16 protein-coding genes and 1 tRNA gene are annotated in these 14884 nt (G+C 63.8%); 8 read left to right on the top strand and 9 right to left on the bottom strand.

What is annotated here, in order from left to right:
* The coding region (locus J6525_RS41430) for an integrase core domain-containing protein (protein ID WP_225648976.1) at positions 1-400 on the top strand (400 nt) is incomplete at its 5' end.
* Between the two features lie 27 nt (positions 401-427).
* Here J6525_RS41430 and J6525_RS41425 read toward each other — a convergent pair.
* The 8 genes from J6525_RS41425 to J6525_RS41390 all read right to left on the bottom strand — a co-directional run bounded on the left by J6525_RS41425 (position 428) and on the right by J6525_RS41390 (position 7202).
* Positions 428-865 (bottom strand): hypothetical protein, encoded by a 438-nt coding sequence (locus J6525_RS41425; RefSeq protein ID WP_225648975.1) that lies wholly within the window; start codon positions 863-865, stop codon positions 428-430.
* Between the two features lie 3 nt (positions 866-868).
* Positions 869-1237, bottom strand: a complete 369-nt coding sequence (locus J6525_RS41420; RefSeq protein WP_092087414.1) for a nuclear transport factor 2 family protein — start codon at positions 1235-1237, stop codon at positions 869-871.
* Positions 1238-1316: 79 nt separating this feature from the next.
* Positions 1317-1787, bottom strand: coding sequence for a MarR family winged helix-turn-helix transcriptional regulator (locus tag J6525_RS41415; protein WP_092087412.1), 471 nt, complete (start codon positions 1785-1787; stop codon positions 1317-1319).
* A gap of 32 nt (positions 1788-1819) precedes the next feature.
* Positions 1820-3430, bottom strand: coding sequence for an acyl-CoA synthetase (locus tag J6525_RS41410; protein ID WP_225648974.1), 1611 nt, complete (start codon positions 3428-3430; stop codon positions 1820-1822).
* A gap of 277 nt (positions 3431-3707) precedes the next feature.
* Positions 3708-5222, bottom strand: coding sequence for an FAD-dependent oxidoreductase (locus J6525_RS41405; RefSeq protein WP_225648973.1), 1515 nt, complete (start codon positions 5220-5222; stop codon positions 3708-3710).
* A gap of 27 nt (positions 5223-5249) precedes the next feature.
* Positions 5250-5867 (bottom strand): GTP cyclohydrolase I FolE, encoded by a 618-nt coding sequence (gene folE, locus J6525_RS41400; RefSeq protein ID WP_225648972.1) that lies wholly within the window; start codon positions 5865-5867, stop codon positions 5250-5252.
* Between the two features lie 119 nt (positions 5868-5986).
* The gene (locus J6525_RS41395; protein WP_028333117.1) at positions 5987-6442 is read right to left on the bottom strand and encodes a GatB/YqeY domain-containing protein; all 456 of its coding nucleotides are present in this window, start codon (positions 6440-6442) and stop codon (positions 5987-5989) included.
* 58 nt (positions 6443-6500) lie between these two features.
* On the bottom strand, positions 6501-7202 hold the full coding sequence (locus J6525_RS41390) for an alpha/beta fold hydrolase (RefSeq protein WP_092087404.1): 702 nt from the start codon (positions 7200-7202) through the stop codon (positions 6501-6503).
* 160 nt (positions 7203-7362) lie between these two features.
* Between J6525_RS41390 and carA the strand changes: the two genes are divergently transcribed.
* The 5 genes from carA to J6525_RS41365 all read left to right on the top strand — a co-directional run bounded on the left by carA (position 7363) and on the right by J6525_RS41365 (position 13074).
* Complete coding sequence (gene carA, locus J6525_RS41385; protein ID WP_092087402.1) at positions 7363-8556, top strand: glutamine-hydrolyzing carbamoyl-phosphate synthase small subunit; 1194 nt, start codon at positions 7363-7365, stop codon at positions 8554-8556.
* Positions 8557-8772: 216 nt separating this feature from the next.
* Positions 8773-9270 (top strand): PaaI family thioesterase, encoded by a 498-nt coding sequence (locus tag J6525_RS41380; RefSeq protein WP_092087503.1) that lies wholly within the window; start codon positions 8773-8775, stop codon positions 9268-9270.
* 137 nt (positions 9271-9407) lie between these two features.
* A complete protein-coding gene (locus J6525_RS41375) occupies positions 9408-10508 on the top strand; it encodes a mandelate racemase/muconate lactonizing enzyme family protein (protein ID WP_158074194.1) in 1101 nt (366 codons plus the stop codon).
* Positions 10509-10574: 66 nt separating this feature from the next.
* Positions 10575-11096, top strand: a complete 522-nt coding sequence (locus tag J6525_RS41370) for a cupin domain-containing protein (RefSeq protein WP_225648971.1) — start codon at positions 10575-10577, stop codon at positions 11094-11096.
* Between the two features lie 514 nt (positions 11097-11610).
* Positions 11611-13074, top strand: coding sequence for a DUF1254 domain-containing protein (locus tag J6525_RS41365; protein ID WP_092087396.1), 1464 nt, complete (start codon positions 11611-11613; stop codon positions 13072-13074).
* Positions 13075-13180: 106 nt separating this feature from the next.
* Here J6525_RS41365 and J6525_RS41360 read toward each other — a convergent pair whose 3' ends face one another.
* A complete protein-coding gene (locus J6525_RS41360; RefSeq protein WP_028344084.1) occupies positions 13181-13708 on the bottom strand; it encodes a Dps family protein in 528 nt (175 codons plus the stop codon).
* Positions 13709-13831: 123 nt separating this feature from the next.
* On the opposite strand from J6525_RS41360, the gene J6525_RS41355 reads away from it, so the two are divergent.
* Together J6525_RS41355 and J6525_RS41350 are read left to right on the top strand one after the other, a co-directional pair.
* A complete protein-coding gene (locus tag J6525_RS41355) occupies positions 13832-14521 on the top strand; it encodes a class I SAM-dependent methyltransferase (RefSeq protein ID WP_057017034.1) in 690 nt (229 codons plus the stop codon).
* A gap of 77 nt (positions 14522-14598) precedes the next feature.
* A tRNA-OTHER gene (locus J6525_RS41350) sits at positions 14599-14674 on the top strand.
* The last annotated feature ends 210 nt before the right edge of the window (positions 14675-14884 follow it).

The raw sequence follows: 14884 nt of genomic DNA, 5'->3' as shown, positions 1-14884 counted from the left end.
CTTTGATCAACTCTGCCGACAGTGCGGCATCCAGCATCGCCTGACCAAGCCCTACCATCCGCAGACCAACGGACTCGTCGAACGTTTCAACCGGCGCATCGCCGAAGCCATTGGCCGCGAAACAAAGCGTGGCAGCGCCCGGCGGACCTTCATCGATCACGCCGATCGAGACACCTTCATCGCCAAATTCGTCCACGACTACAATCGAACCAGGCTCAAATGCCTCCGCTACCAGGCCCCAATGCGGGCCCTCGCCAATCATACGGGACCAAACACGAAAGCAGGGACCCATAACCACCGCTCTGCGTGTGAAGTTCGCTGGGGCCACGGCGTCGCACAACGACATATAGCTGTGGTTATGGGTCCCGGGTCGCGCTTCGCTTGCCCGGGACGACGGTGAGGAGGTATTACGCCCAGCCCTCGTAGCTCACGCCACGAGCAAGAGCGCAACAATCAGGTTGGCCGCAAACAGCGTCGCGTCGATGACGAAGATCCTGAGCATCGGGCCCTTCAGCACCGGCCAGTAAGCGACCCCGACGCGCCCGCCTCGCATCAGCACAGGCAAATTGTAGGCGAACTGGCTGAAGTGACACGCGGCGAAGAACAGGAACAGTGAGAGCTGCGCCTCAATAGCCTGAAAGAACGGCGGCCTTGCGACCAGGAAGTACATCGACAGCAGCCCGATCGGCAGATTGATGCCGCCGAGAAACGCGACGCTGGCCGACAAGGTCGGCGCGATCGGATTGCCACGCTCCTCGCGTGGGACCAGGATCTTCAGCGTGTTGCGCTGGGCGATGCTGAACTGGACGAATGCGGCGCCGAACCAGAGCGCGTTGAGCAGCAGGACGACATCCGAAAATCGCATGGGCTATTTTCCGTAGAACGCTTCGCTGCGCACCACACGGCCGGCGCCATCGAAGTCCATGAACTCGCTGGCGCGCGTATCGCCGAGTTGCCACCACACCGTCAGGCGCGCGATGGTCTCGTCCCAGCTCCAGTTCAGGATCTTGAGGTCCGCGCTTGCGATGCTGCCATAGGCCTTACGCCAGTAGGCGCGGATATTCTCGGCCCCCGTGACCACCGGGGCATCCGTCAACTTGAGCGCCAACGGGCTGCGCATCTCGGCATCGTCGGCGAAGTGCGCGACGACGGCGTCGATATCGACGTTGCACCAGTTCGCGCACCACGCCTCGACAAAGCGTCCGGCAGCCGCCCGGTCCATGATCTGTTCGCCCATGCGACTGCCCTCCCCCGCGTGACTGCGGGGCGGACTGGCACGACGAGCCTCTCACGTCAACTATGTTGACTTGAGGAGGCTAGTTGTTGTCGGCGATTGCTCCCATCACCGCCATCCATGCGGCGGTGCCGGGCGCGCCGACACGATCGAATGCCTCACGGAGCACCTCGCGCTCGTGGTCGGACGCGCGCTGCTCGATGCGTTGCCCTGCTGCGGTCAGGTGCAGCAATTTGGAACGATGCTGCTCGGGCGACCGTTTCGCCGCCACGAGTTTTCGCTCCAGCAACAGGCCAAGTGGCCGGTTCAAGGCCTGCTTGGAAATGCCGAGCACCTCGATCAGCGAGCCGATCGAAATGTCGGGTCGCCGCGCAATGACATAGAGAATGCGATGGTGCGGGCGCGACAGGCCAACCGTGGCAAGATACTGGTCAGCCGCCAGCGTCATCCCGCGCCAGCCGTAATACATCAGCTCCAGCGCCGCATCCAGTTCGTGGAGCTTCCGGAGCGAGGCGCGATGCAGGCCGGGGGCCTGCGAGGCAGTCTTTTGCATGTGCGTATCGTGACGGACTTGCCGGAGAGAATCTACCCCAGCGCCCTCAGCTCCCGCCGCAGCACCTTGCCCGTCGCCGTCATCGGCAGGCTGTCGGCGAACTGCACGAAGCGCGGATACTCGTGGGCGGCGAGCTGAACCTTGACGAACTCCTGGATCTCGCGCGCCAAAGCATCGTTCGGCGCGTAGCCCGGCCGCAGCACGATCCAGGCCTTGATCGATTCGGTGCGGATCGGGTCGGGGATGCCGACCACCGCCGACATCGCGACCGCCGGATGCTTCATCAGCGTGTGCTCGATCTCGGACGGGCCGACACGATAGCCGGCGGTGGTGATGACGTCGTCCTCGCGGCTGACGTACCAGAAATAGCCGTCCTCATCCTGCACGCCGAGATCGCCGGTCAGCAGGAATTCGCCGGCATATTTCTTCGCGGTCGCTTCCGGATTGCGCCAGTACTCGGTCATGGTGCACGGGCACGGCTGGCGGACGCCGATGATGCCGCGCTGGCCCCGCGGCAGCTCCTCGCCCTTCTCGTTGACGATGCGGACGTCGAAGCCCGGCGTGGCGCGGCCCATCGAGCCCGGACGGATCGGAAACAGGTTGGAATTGCTGCCGATCACGAGGTTGCATTCGGTCTGACCGAACACCTCATGGGCGTCGATGCCGAAGGTGTCGCGCACCCAATCCAGCAATTCGCCGCCGAGCGACTCGCCGCCGGTGAAGATGCTGCGCAGCCTGACGCCGGAATTCTTCACATTCGCCTGCCGCATCAGCTTCAGCGCGGTCGGCGGCAGGAACACGTTGCGGATGCCGAGCTCGGCCATCATCTGCATCGCCGCTTGCGGCTCGAACTTGCGGGCGCGGTGACCGACCATCGGGATGCCGTGGTACCAGAATGCGAACAGGCCGTTGATCAGGCCGCCGATCCAGGCCCAGTCGGCCGGCGTCCACATCAGGTCGCCGGGCCGTGGCAGGAAGTTGTGGCACATCTCGACATTGGGCAGATGGCCGAGCACGACGCGATGCGCGTGCAGCGCGCCCTTCGGATTGCCCGTGGTGCCCGACGTGTAGATGATCAGCGCGGGATCGTCGGCCGAGGTGTCGACGGTCGCAAACTCAGGCGACGCCGACTTGATCGCGCTCCAGAACGGTCTCGTCCCCGCCGGCGTCTTTTCGCCGACGATATAGATGCTCTTCAACTCGGGCAGGCGATCGCGGATTTTCGCGATCTTCTCCCAGCCGGCCTCATCGGTGATCACGGCCTTGGCAGCAGAATTCGACAGGCGGAATTCGAGCGCGTCCTCGCCGAACAGCGCGAACAGCGGGATCGAGATCATCGCCGCGCGAAACGCCGCGAGATGCGCGACCGGCAGTTCGAGCGATTGCGACAGGAACACCGCGACGCGGTCGCCGCGCACCAGCCCGTCGGCGGTCAGCACATTGGCGAAACGGCGCGAGGCGTCCGCGACCTCGTCGAACGAGGTGCGCGTGGTGCCGCCATCCTCGTCGACATAGAGCAGCGCGAGCCGCCCGGTGCCGTCGGCATGGCAGTCGCAGCACGCGGTCGCCATGTTGAAGCGCGCGGGAACGTCCCAGCGGAAGTTGCGATAGAGCTCGTCGTAAGTAGCGGCTTCCTTGAGCATGGTGTGTGTTGCTTCCGTCCCTCGTCATGGCCGGGGCTTTCCCCTGCCATCCGCGTTTTGCTGTGGCAGATTGTAAAGACGTCGATGCCCGGGACAAGCCCGGGCTGACGAAGAATGTGGTGCCCGGATAAAGAACCCCGGATGGAGCGGTCGCGCGAACGCGCGCCCGATGACAGGCTCCGCGCAATCCGGGGTTCTCATCGAGTGGACAGACTCCCCCGGATTTCGCTTCACTGCATCCGGGCTACGAACATCCTTGAGGAGAAAGCCGTCAGGCTTACGCCCGCTCCATTGCGACCTCGGCCTTGAGGCTATCGAGGTCGCGATAGATCGATGCGACCGCGAGCACGCGCCCGCCGCGCTTGTAGCGCAGCTTGCAATCCCTACCGGCAATGCTGCCATCCACCGCGATCTCGTCCCACTGCTCGGCATGGCCGACATAGTTGATCGGCACGTCGTAATGCTGGCTCCAGAAGAACGGCACCGCGTCGAACACCTCGCGCTGCCCAAGCATATTCCGCGCGGCGGTCTGGCCCTGGCGCTGCGCCACCACCCAATGCTCGACCCGGATGTTCTGGCCGCTGTGCGGATCCGGCCAGCGCGCGATATCGCCGGCCGCGTAGATGCCGGGAACGCTGGTCTCGAGATAGGCGTCGACTGTCACGCCGCGATCGATGGCGAGCCCGGCCGCTTCCGCCAGCGCCAGCCGCGGCTTCACGCCGACACCGACCACGACGAGATCGGCATCGAGCACGGGCCCGCTCTTCAGGCGGGCGCGCTTGCCCTCGATCGCGGTCACCGTGTCGCCAAGGTGGAAGACGACGCCATGCTCTTCGTGCAACGCGCGGACGAAATCGCCCATCTCAGGCCCGAGCACGCGTTCCATCGGCCGCTGCTCCAGCCCGACCACGTGGACCTCGATTTCCCGCGCGCGGAGCGAGGCCGCCACCTCGAGGCCGATGAAGCTCGCACCGATCACAACCGCGCGGCGCGCTCCGCTGGCCGAGGCGATGATGGCCCGGCAATCGTCGACGGTGCGCAACACATGAACGTGGGGCTGATCCGCGCCCGGGATCGGCAGCCGCACCGGCTCCGCGCCGGTCGCCAGCAGCAGCCGGTCATAGGCGAGCACTTCGCCACCGGCGAGCACGACATTGCGGCGGCCGGTATCGATCGACTTGACCTCGGTCCTGAGCCTGAGATCGATCGCCGCATCACGATAGAAATCGTCCGGTTTCAACGGCAGCCAGTCTTCCGGCGCGCTGCCGGCGAGGAAGTCCTTTGACAGGTTCGGACGGTCCACCGGCGGCGCGGCCTCGCCGCTCAACATGACGATGCTGCCGCGATAGTCCTGCCGTCGCAGCATCTCGGCGGCGGCAAACCCTGCCCCGCCGCCGCCGACAATCACAATGCTGCCGGGCGCATCGACCGGACCCTTGACGCAGAATTTCGGCTGCGCGCGCTTCTCGCGCACGATGACGCGATCGCCCTCGCGCTCGACCTTCCAGACCGCGAGCGCGTTGAAGGCGGGCGCGGCGGTCGCTTCACCGGTGCGAATATCGAAGCAGGCGTGATGCCATGGGCAATGGACGGTCTCGCCCTCAAGGAGGCCTTCGGCGAGCGGGCCGTGGTAATGGCTGCAATGCGCATCGATGGCAAAGATATCCGCGCCCGAACGCACCAGCAGCACGTCCTCGTCGCCGACATGGCCGAGCAACATCGCGCCAGAGAAGTCGGAGAGTGCCACGCCCTGTGTCAGATCGGGACCGGAAGGAGCTTGCTGATCGGCCATATCATTCCTCCATCGCCCTGTGACGCTCTAAACCGCTATGCCGAGGAATTCCTGGCGGGTTAGCGCATTGTCGCGAAAGCAACCCAGCATGCGGCTGGTCACGAGATCGGTATCCGGCTTGTGTACGCCACGGGTCGTCATGCAATGATGCGACGCCTTGATGATGACGCCCACGCCCTGAGGCTTCAAGACGTCGTTGATGGTGTTGGCGATCTGCGCCGTCATCTTCTCCTGAATCTGCAAACGCCTGGCATAGATGTCGACCACCCGCGCCAGCTTGCTGATGCCGACCACGCGGCCGTTCGGGATGTAGGCAACCCAGGCCTGACCGACGATCGGCGCCATATGATGCTCGCAATGGCTCTCGAAGCGGATGCCCCGCAGGGCAATCATTTCGTCGTAGCCTTCGATTTCCTCGAAGGTCTTTTCCAGGATCTCCGCGGGACGTTGGTCGTAACCCGCAAAGAATTCCTCGAACGAACGCGTCACACGCGCCGGAGTTTCAAGCAGACCATCCCGCTCCGGATCGTCACCGGTCCAGCGGATGATGGTGCGGACTGCGGCCTCGACTTCGGCCCGGGTCGGCTTGTCGGATTCGGTTTGAGCGGCTCTTGCACGATCCAGCGCATGCACAATCGGGTTCATCGGGGCCTTTCCTTTGCGGAGTCATCGCGAGGTCATGCCCGTCAGATGCTCCGTCAGCAGAAAGGTTCCCACAATTCGGTCCGCGGCACTTTGCGCCGCAAGCCAGCCGGGACGAACGGCTAGCCCGTCAGCGCCGCCTTCACCAGGCCGCTGGCCTTGCCGAAATCCATCTGGCCGGCGTATTTCGCCTTCAGCGCGCCGATCACCTTGCCCATGTCCTTGATGCCGGCGGCACCCGTCTCGGCGATGATCGCCGAGATCGCGGCCTTCACGTCGTCATCGGACATCTGCTTCGGCAGGTACGCCGAGATCACGGCGATCTCCTCGCGCTCCTGGGCCGCGAGCTCGGCGCGGCCGCCCTTGTCATAGAGCTCGACCGACTCCTGGCGCTGCTTGATCATCTTCTGCAGCAGGCCGAGCAGGTCGGCATCGGAGAGGGGCGGCTTGCCCTGCCCGCGCGCGTCGATGTCGGCGTTCTTGATGGTCGAATTGACCATGCGCAGCGTGGACAGCTTGCGCTCGTCCTTTGCCTTCATCGCTTCCTTGACCGCAGTATTGATGTCGTCGCGCAGCATTTCGTTTTCCTTGAACCAGCAATCCCCTCATCTAGGCAGTCTGCACCGGCAGAACAACCTAGTTCCTCAGCCATTCGACCAGCGCATCGGCGCAGGCCTGCGGCTGTTCCAGCTGCGGCAGGTGACCGCAATTGGCGAGCACCACAAGTTTTGCGCCGGGAATGCCGTTGGCCATCTCGTCCGACAGCGAATTCGGCACGGTGTTGTCGGTATCCGACGTCAGCACCAAGGTCGGGCACTTGATCCAGGCCATGCTCGGCCGCGAATCCGGCCGGCTGAGCACCGCGTTCTGCTGGCGGATGAAGGCCTCGGCGCCGACGTCCTCGCTCATGTCGTCGACGATCCGGCGCAGGCTTGCATCGCCCTGCCGCGACGGATGCACGAAGCCCGGAAACAGCTCATCGACCACGCTGCGATATTGGCCGCTTCTGGCACGCTCAATCATGCCGCGGCGACGCGCGGTCGCTTCCGGCGTATCGGCCCGCGCCTGGGTGCTCATCAGCGCCAGCTTCGCAACCCGGTCCGGCGCCTGCCGCATGATCTCGAAGGCGATGTAGCCGCCCATCGAGTGCCCGGCGAGCGCAAAGCGCGGCGGCGCCTCGGCCAGGATCCGGCGGGCGATCGCCCCCATATTGTCGTCCCTGACATGGTTGGCGACCGTCACCGGCCCGCATCGCCACAGCGCCGGGATGACCGGGGCGAAAATCCGCGGCGAGCAGATAAGGCCCGGGACGAGCAGGATCGGCATCGTATTATCCATGCGGGAGCTCCGGACGGGTCATTTTCGGCAAGCAAACGGCCGCTTCAGGGAACTTTAGATTAAAAGGCCGTTCGGGCCTGTCAAATCGGCCGGTATTGCCGTGTGAATCCGTGCCCTTTCGCTTTGACGCCGCAGGGTGCGGCGTCTATTTAAAGGGCTCATGACAACATCCGAAAACGCTCCCGCCTGGCCGGACGATAAACCGACCGCGCTCCTTGTGCTCGCCGATGGTACCGTGCTGGAAGGCTTCGGTCTCGGCGCGGAGGGCCACGCCGTCGGCGAGGTCTGCTTCAACACCGCGATGACCGGCTATGAGGAGATCCTCACCGATCCGTCCTATGCCGGCCAGATCATCACCTTCACCTTCCCGCATATCGGCAATGTCGGTACCAACGAGGAAGACATCGAGACGGTGAACATGGCGGCGACGCCCGGCGCGCGCGGCGTGATCCTGCGCTCGGCGATCACTGATCCCTCGAATTACCGGGCCACCCGCCACCTCGACCAGTGGTTGAAGGCGCGCGGCATCATCGGCCTCTCCGGCATCGACACAAGGGCGCTGACCGCGCTGATCCGCTCCAAGGGCATGCCCAATGCGGTGATCGCGCACGCCAGAAACGGCGAGTTCGACCTGCACGGCCTGAAGGAAGAAGCCCGCGAATGGCCCGGCCTCGAGGGCATGGACCTGGTGCCGATGGTCACCTCCGGCCAGCGCTTCACCTGGGACGAGACGCCCTGGGTGTGGGGCAACGGTTTCGGCCAGCAAACCGCGCCGGAATTCAACGTGGTCGCGATCGACTACGGCATCAAGCGCAACATCCTGCGCCTGCTCGCCGGCGTTGGCGCCAAGGTGACCGTGGTGCCGGCGACGACCGCCGCCGAAGACATCCTCGCGATGAAGCCGGACGGCGTATTCCTGTCGAACGGCCCCGGCGATCCGGCCGCCACCGGCAAATATGCCGTGCCCGTGATCCAGAAGGTGATCGCTTCGGGGACGCCGACCTTCGGCATCTGCCTCGGCCATCAGATGCTTGGCCTTGCCGTCGGGGCCAAGACCATGAAGATGCATCAGGGCCATCACGGCGCCAACCATCCGGTCAAGGACGAGACCACCGGCAAGGTCGAGATCACCTCGATGAACCACGGCTTTGCCGTGGACCAGGCGACGCTGCCGAAAGGTGCGACCCAGACCCATATCTCGCTGTTCGACGGCTCCAATTGCGGCATCGCGCTCGAGGGCAAGCCGGTGTTCTCGGTGCAGTATCACCCGGAAGCCTCGCCCGGCCCGCGCGACTCGCACTACCTGTTCCAGCGCTTCGCCGATCTGATGCGGAAGAACAAGCGCGCGGCTTAGAGCCCGATCGTCATTGCCGGGCTTGCCGCCTCCGCCAAAGGCTTCGGCGCGCCCGGGACCACTGGCCTCGTCGGAGCCTCGGCGTGGACGGGACCCGGCAATCCATCCCTTGAAGAAAGATGGATGCCCGGATCAAGTCCGGGCATGACGGACTGTCATGTGCTGCAAGCACTGATGGACAATGCGCCTTCGCATCAGATCACGGGAAATGCCGACATGACTGCCCCCGCCACCCCGAAGCCCGTCTACGGCGTCTCCTCGATGGCGGTGATGGCATCGATGCCGGGGCTCGACTTCGTGCGCGGCATCTTCGCGCGGACCCTGCCGGAGCCGCCGATCATGGAGAATGTCGAACCGTTCGACTGCTCCGCCGAGACCGGCCATGTGGTGATCCATAGCATCCCGGGCCTGCGCCACTACAACCCGATCGGCTCGGTGCATGGCGGCTACGCAGCGATCCTCTTGGATTCCGCGATGGGGCTTGCGGTGCAGACCACGCTGCCGCAGGGCTTTGGCTACACCACGCTGGAGTTCAAGATCTCCTTCGTCCGCGGCATGAGCCAGGACACCGGCAAAATCCGCACCGAGGGCCACGTGCTCAACGCCGGCCGCCGGATTGCGACCGCGGAGGCGCGGATTACCGACGGCAAGGGCAAGCTGCTCGCGCATGCCACCACGACCTGCCTGGTGTTCGAGTTGCCCAAGACGACCTGAAGGCAATCGGATCTTGGCGCCAGATCTTGGCGCATTGGAGCCATGACGAAGCGCGCTGGATCGCGGCCTGCGCTCTGTGATTGAGTTTCCCTGTCCGAGATCAGGCAAACATGATCCGGCCTGGAAAGGGAACGCCGATGATTTCAGCCCATTCAGACATGACCATCCGCGACATCCGCGTGACGATGCTGCGGCTGCCCTGGGCCGACGATCCCTGGCTGAAAGGCGCAGCGCTCGGCGCGACGCGCGACATTCTGATCTGTGACGTCGAAACGTCCGGCGGCGTTACCGGCATGGGCTATCTGTTCGTGTTCAAGCCGGCGATGAAGTCGATCGCGGCCTGTCTCGAGGAATGCATCATCCCGCGCGTCATCGGCAAGGACGCCACCGCGATCGAGGCGATCTGGCGCGATCTGTGGACGGCGACGATGACCTATGGCCGCGGCGGCATCGCCGCGATGGCCATGTCGGCGCTCGACATCGCGCTGTGGGATGCGGTCGGGAAACGGGCCGGTCTGCCGCTGCACCGGCTGTGGGGGCACTATCGCTCGGAAATCCCGATCTATGGTTCCGGCTGCTTCCGGGGCGCCGGTGGCGACGGGATGATCGAGAAGGCGCTGCATTTCGTGAAGCAGGGCTACAAGGCGATCAAGATGCAGGTCGCGCATGTCCACACTCCGGCGCAGGACCTCGACAATGTGCGCCGCATGCGCGAGGCGCTCGGGCCCGACATCGACATCATGATCGACGTCAACATGGGCTGGAGCGCCGATGTCGCGATCGAGATGGGACGCAAGTTCGAGAAGTACGATATCTACTGGCTCGAGGAGCCGGTGCCGGCCGATGATTTCGCCGGCTACCAGCGCATCGCGGCGGCGCTCGACATGCGCGTCGTCGGCGGCGAGACGCATTTCACGCGCTACGATCTGCGGCCGTTCTTTCTCAATCCCTGCCTGCCGATCCTGCAACCCGACCCGATGCGCGGCGGCATGACCGACCTGCGCAAGATCGCGGCGCTTGCGGACACGTTCGGCATCACCATCGCGCCGCATCTGTTTCCCGAACTCAATGTGCACCTCTTGGCTTCGATTCCGAACGGGATCTGGTGCGAGAACATGGCGCTGATCGACGATCTCTGGGTCGACCCGCCCGAAATCGCCAACGGCATGATCACCGCGCCGGAGCGGCCCGGGCACGGGCTCAGGTTCAGGGAAGACGTGTTGAAGTTCAAAATCTAGCTGGAACGGTTTGCGGACCGACGGTTTGATGCTCTGGAGACCACCTCGCAGCGCTGGAGAGCCACCATGTCGGTCGTCCGTACCGATATCGAACCCCAGACCATCGTCTTCCGGGACGACGGCCTGGTGCCGAACAATCCGATGCCGTTCCTGGTCTACAAGGCCGCCGTCGACGTCAGCAAGAATCCCGAGGCCAGCATCGAGCAGCTGTTCGGCGAGAACGGCTGGGGCGCGATGTGGCGCAACGGCGTCTACGACTTCGCGCATTACCACGCCACCGTGCACGAGGTGCTGGGCGTCGCGCGCGGCCGCGCGCGCGTGCAGTTCGGCGGCGAGCGCGGGCAAGCACTCGAGATCGCGGCCGGCGACGTCGCGATCCTGCCCGCCGGCACCGGGCATCAATGCCTGTCGGCGAGCGACGATTTCTGCGTGGTCGGCGCCTATCCGCCGGGCCCCCCGATGGATCTGCAGCGGCCGACGCCGGAGAACCACGCCAGGGCGCTGAAGACGATCCCGCTGGTCGCGATCCCCGCGACCGATCCGGTGATGGGCAAGGACGGGCCGCTGCTGCGGCTGTGGAAACGCTAGGATTCAAGATTGTCGAACGGACTGTGTTTCGTTCTCCCCCTTGGGGAAGGTGACGGGATACAGGCAACCTAAATTGATTATCCGTAGCCCAATCGTTATGCGTGCGGCTCTTTTTGCGCGCTCAACGGATTCCCGAAACTATGCGGGCAGAGAATGCCCGTGATCACGGAAGGCCACTGACGATTCGGCCTGTCGCCATATTGAGCGCTACTCGCTCCCGCTTCCTGCCCGTGCTAGAGTGCCACGCGTGGAGGTAGTGCAGCCCTTTTTCAACGTTAAGCCTGCCGGCATCACTTTTCAAAGAACCTTGATTTAAGTCAGCATCGCTGCGGCGATTTATGCCGCCAATGACACCTTAAAGCGCGCGATTCATCTGCGGGAGTGACAGAACTTCCGCGTCCGCTGCTGCTCTTTTTGCAGGAGCAATGGAGGTCATACACATCACCTGACGGCATCAGATGCTCCGCGCTTCCCACAAGCAACCGCAACAGAGATCAGGAGAGGAGAATTCGACATGTTTCGAGGAATTCTGACGCTGACATTGTCGCTCTGCATTGGCGCGGCTACCGCGCCTGCAGCGCTGGCCCAGACGGCGCCGGCAATCAACGAGCAGGAGGCACACGCGATCGCGGTGGACGCCTATATTTACTTCTACCCGCTCCTGACGATGGACATCACGCGAAAGCAGTTCACCAACGTCGAGCCCGGCAAGGACAACTTCAAGGGCCCGATGAATACCTTCGTCAACGTGCCCGAATACCCACCGGCGAATTTCAAGGGCGTGGTGCGGTCCAACTTCGATACGCTCTATTCCGTTTCATGGCTGGACATGACCAAGGAGCCGGTTGTCGTCTCCGTTCCCGATACCGATGGACGCTTCTATTTGCTGCCGATGCTGGACATGTGGTCGGATGTGTTCGCCTCGCCCGGCTGGCGCACCACGGGCACCAAAGCGGGGACCTTTCTGGTGACGGCTCCGGGATGGCGGCCTGATCTGCGCGACAGGTTTGCAGAGGAGTTCAAGCTTCCGAAGGATACCCAGCGCATCGACGCGCCGACGCCTTACGTCTGGGTCATTGGCCGCACCAAGACGGACGGCCCGCCGGACTACGATGCGGTCCACAAGATCCAGGCCGGCTACAAGGTCACGCCTCTTTCCGAGTTCGGCAAGACTCAGAAGCCGACCGAGGTCAGGATCGATCCCAGCGTCGACATGAAGACGGCGCCCAAGGTGCAGGTCGATACCATGTCGGCCGGCGTCTACTTCGCGCAGGCCGCCGAGCTGCTCAAGCTTCACCCGCCGCACATCACCGATGAACCAATCATCGCGCAGATGAAGAGGATCGGCATCGAGCCCGGCAAGAGCTTCGAAATCAGCAAGGTGGACCCGGTGCTGCAACGGGCGCTGGAGACGGCGCCGCAGGACGGGCAGAAGCTGATGGCATGGAAGGTGCCGACGCTGGCGCGCGTTGCGAACGGCTGGTCGATGAACACCGACACGATGGGCGTTTACGGCAACTACTATTTGAAGCGTGCGATCGTCGCGCAGCTCGGGCTTGGCGCCAACCTGCCGGAGGACGCCATTTATCCGCTCAATCTCGCCGACAGTACCGGCAAACCGCTCGACGGCGCTAACAAGTATACGATCACGTTCGACAAGGGCGCCACCCCACCGGTCAATGCCTTCTGGTCGATCACGCTCTACGACCAGGAAGGATTCCAGGTCGGTAACGTGCTGAACCGCTTCGCTGTGTCCAGCTGGATGCCGTTCAAATACAACCCGGACGGCTCGCTCGATCTCTACTTCCAGAACGAGAATCCAGGCAAGGACAAGGAAGCCAACTGGCTTCCGGCGCCGAAGGGAGCCTTCAACCTGACCATGCGCCTCTACGGTCCGAAATCGGAGGCGCTGACCGGAAAGTGGAATCCTCCGCCGATCGAGAGATCGCAGACGACGGTGGGTTTCTCGGCTCAGTAAGCTTCAACCGCACTGAACGCTGCCGAGCGGCCAGACAGCGACCTTGGCAAAGCAATCCGGAGCAAAACAGCTCTGGATTGCTGCCTCGCGGGTGCGGGCGCGCAGCTTACGCCGCGTTGCTGCCTTCCTGGCGGCTTGCCTCGAACAGGAACCAGGTGCGGCGCTCGGTTTCGTCGATGAAGGTTTCGAGCAGGCCCGCGGTGCCGGAGTCCTCCTGGTCGTCGGCCAGCTTGTGTGCCTTGCGCATCGCGGCCGCCATGTGCTTGTTGTCTTCCATCAACTCGCGCAGCATTTCGCGCGGCGGCACATAATCGTCGTCATTGTCCTTGATGGTCTGATGCCTGGCGATATCGCCGATCGACTTCAGCGTCGCGCCGCCAAGCTTGCGCACCCGCTCGGCGAGCTGGTCGGTGGTCGCAAAGATCGCTTCCGACTGCTCGTCCAGCAACAAATGGTAATCATGAAAATGCCGGCCGCTGACGTGCCAATGGAAATTCTTGGTTTTCAAATAGAGCGCGAAGGCGTCGGCCAGAAGCGTGTTGAGCGAGGCCGAGATCGTGTCCACCGCAGCCTGCGGCAGGTCGCTCGGCGTGTCGAGATCGGGCGAGATCTTGTCAGTCTTGGCTTTGCTCACGTTGGACCTTCCTGTTAGGAACCCGTATTTCGGCGCATTGAACATTGGCCGCCGGACCGCTAACGCATCATCAGCCCACCCGTTCCTGAGGCTAGGAACCCGTTCTGCCGGATACCAAACGCGATGGATGAATGGATCGATTATTACGATTCCACGCATACGATCTATGCGAGCCGACTGCACCGTGACCTGCATTTCCAGATCATCGCAAACGACATCATCGGCTACATCGCTTCGCCGGATGCCGTGGTGCTCGACTATGCCTGCGGCGAGGCGCTGTCGGCGGCGAAGGTCGCCAATGCCTGCGCCCAGCTCTATCTGGCGGAGCCGGCGCCCGGCGTACGCGGCCGTCTGGTCGCGCGCTTTGCGCCCGACACCCGCATCCGTGTCCGCTCGCTCGATGACCTGAAGCACATGGACGCGGACTCGATCGACCTCGTGGTGATGAACTCGGTGGCGCAATACATGACGCCGCAGGAGCTCGATTCCGCGTTCGACGTGATCCACCGCCTGCTGAAGCCCTCGGGCCGGTTCGTGCTCGGCGATATCCTGCGGCCTGAAGTCGGGATGGCGAGGGACGTCGCGGCCCTGCTGCGCTTTGCGGCGACCCACGGTTTCCTGCGCGATGCGCTGGTCGGGCTGGCTTCAACCGCGCTGTCCGACTACCGCCAGCTGCGCACCCGGATCGGACTGCAGCGCTACCGCGAGGACGAGATGATCGCCAAGCTCGGCGCCGCGGGGTTCAGCGCGCGACGCGCGCCGCGCAACATCGGGCACAATCCGTGGCGGATGACGTTCGTGGCGCACCACTGATCCTGGGTTGCGCCAGCTATTAACGTTACCCAACAGTAAACGTGGCGGCCGCTGAAATAATCAGCAATGATCCACTCGGCCCGGTGGCGGAAGCTTCGACGCGGCAGTGGTGCAACACTGTTTATCCTGGTTCAAATCCAGGCCGGGCCTCCAGCCTTCGCTGCTGACGCAGCTTCGGCTCGGCAGGCCTTCTCGTAGCGAAGGCTGCCGCGGCGTAGCCCGCAGGGCGAAGCCGGGCCGGTAGCCCCTCCCAATCCCGAGCACCCCCAACCGGCATACGCCGAATGCGGATTTTCCCCCAGAATCGCGGTTGATTGCGCGTTTTTGGGGGTTTCGCGGGTGCGGAAACTGGTCTAAAGACCA

The organism is Bradyrhizobium australafricanum (assembly GCF_020329495.1).
Taxonomy (GTDB): domain Bacteria; phylum Pseudomonadota; class Alphaproteobacteria; order Rhizobiales; family Xanthobacteraceae; genus Bradyrhizobium; species Bradyrhizobium australafricanum.
Note: the sequence above shows the minus strand (reverse complement) of the source record. Positions and strands in the feature narration are given on the sequence as shown.

What these genes read in the sequence shown, in the direction of transcription:
- J6525_RS41425 (WP_225648975.1), bottom strand. Translation starts at nt 865, where the DNA reads ATGCGATTTTCGGATGTCGTCCTGCTGCTCAACGCGCTCTGGTTCGGC.
- J6525_RS41420 (WP_092087414.1), bottom strand. Translation starts at nt 1,237, where the DNA reads ATGGGCGAACAGATCATGGACCGGGCGGCTGCCGGACGCTTTGTCGAG.
- J6525_RS41415 (WP_092087412.1), bottom strand. Translation starts at nt 1,787, where the DNA reads ATGCAAAAGACTGCCTCGCAGGCCCCCGGCCTGCATCGCGCCTCGCTC.
- J6525_RS41410 (WP_225648974.1), bottom strand. Translation starts at nt 3,430, where the DNA reads ATGCTCAAGGAAGCCGCTACTTACGACGAGCTCTATCGCAACTTCCGC.
- J6525_RS41405 (WP_225648973.1), bottom strand. Translation starts at nt 5,222, where the DNA reads ATGGCCGATCAGCAAGCTCCTTCCGGTCCCGATCTGACACAGGGCGTG.
- folE (WP_225648972.1), bottom strand. Translation starts at nt 5,867, where the DNA reads ATGAACCCGATTGTGCATGCGCTGGATCGTGCAAGAGCCGCTCAAACC.
- J6525_RS41395 (WP_028333117.1), bottom strand. Translation starts at nt 6,442, where the DNA reads ATGCTGCGCGACGACATCAATACTGCGGTCAAGGAAGCGATGAAGGCA.
- J6525_RS41390 (WP_092087404.1), bottom strand. Translation starts at nt 7,202, where the DNA reads ATGGATAATACGATGCCGATCCTGCTCGTCCCGGGCCTTATCTGCTCG.
- carA (WP_092087402.1), top strand. Translation starts at nt 7,363, where the DNA reads ATGACAACATCCGAAAACGCTCCCGCCTGGCCGGACGATAAACCGACC.
- J6525_RS41380 (WP_092087503.1), top strand. Translation starts at nt 8,773, where the DNA reads ATGACTGCCCCCGCCACCCCGAAGCCCGTCTACGGCGTCTCCTCGATG.
- J6525_RS41375 (WP_158074194.1), top strand. Translation starts at nt 9,408, where the DNA reads ATGATTTCAGCCCATTCAGACATGACCATCCGCGACATCCGCGTGACG.
- J6525_RS41370 (WP_225648971.1), top strand. Translation starts at nt 10,575, where the DNA reads ATGTCGGTCGTCCGTACCGATATCGAACCCCAGACCATCGTCTTCCGG.
- J6525_RS41365 (WP_092087396.1), top strand. Translation starts at nt 11,611, where the DNA reads ATGTTTCGAGGAATTCTGACGCTGACATTGTCGCTCTGCATTGGCGCG.
- J6525_RS41355 (WP_057017034.1), top strand. Translation starts at nt 13,832, where the DNA reads ATGGATGAATGGATCGATTATTACGATTCCACGCATACGATCTATGCG.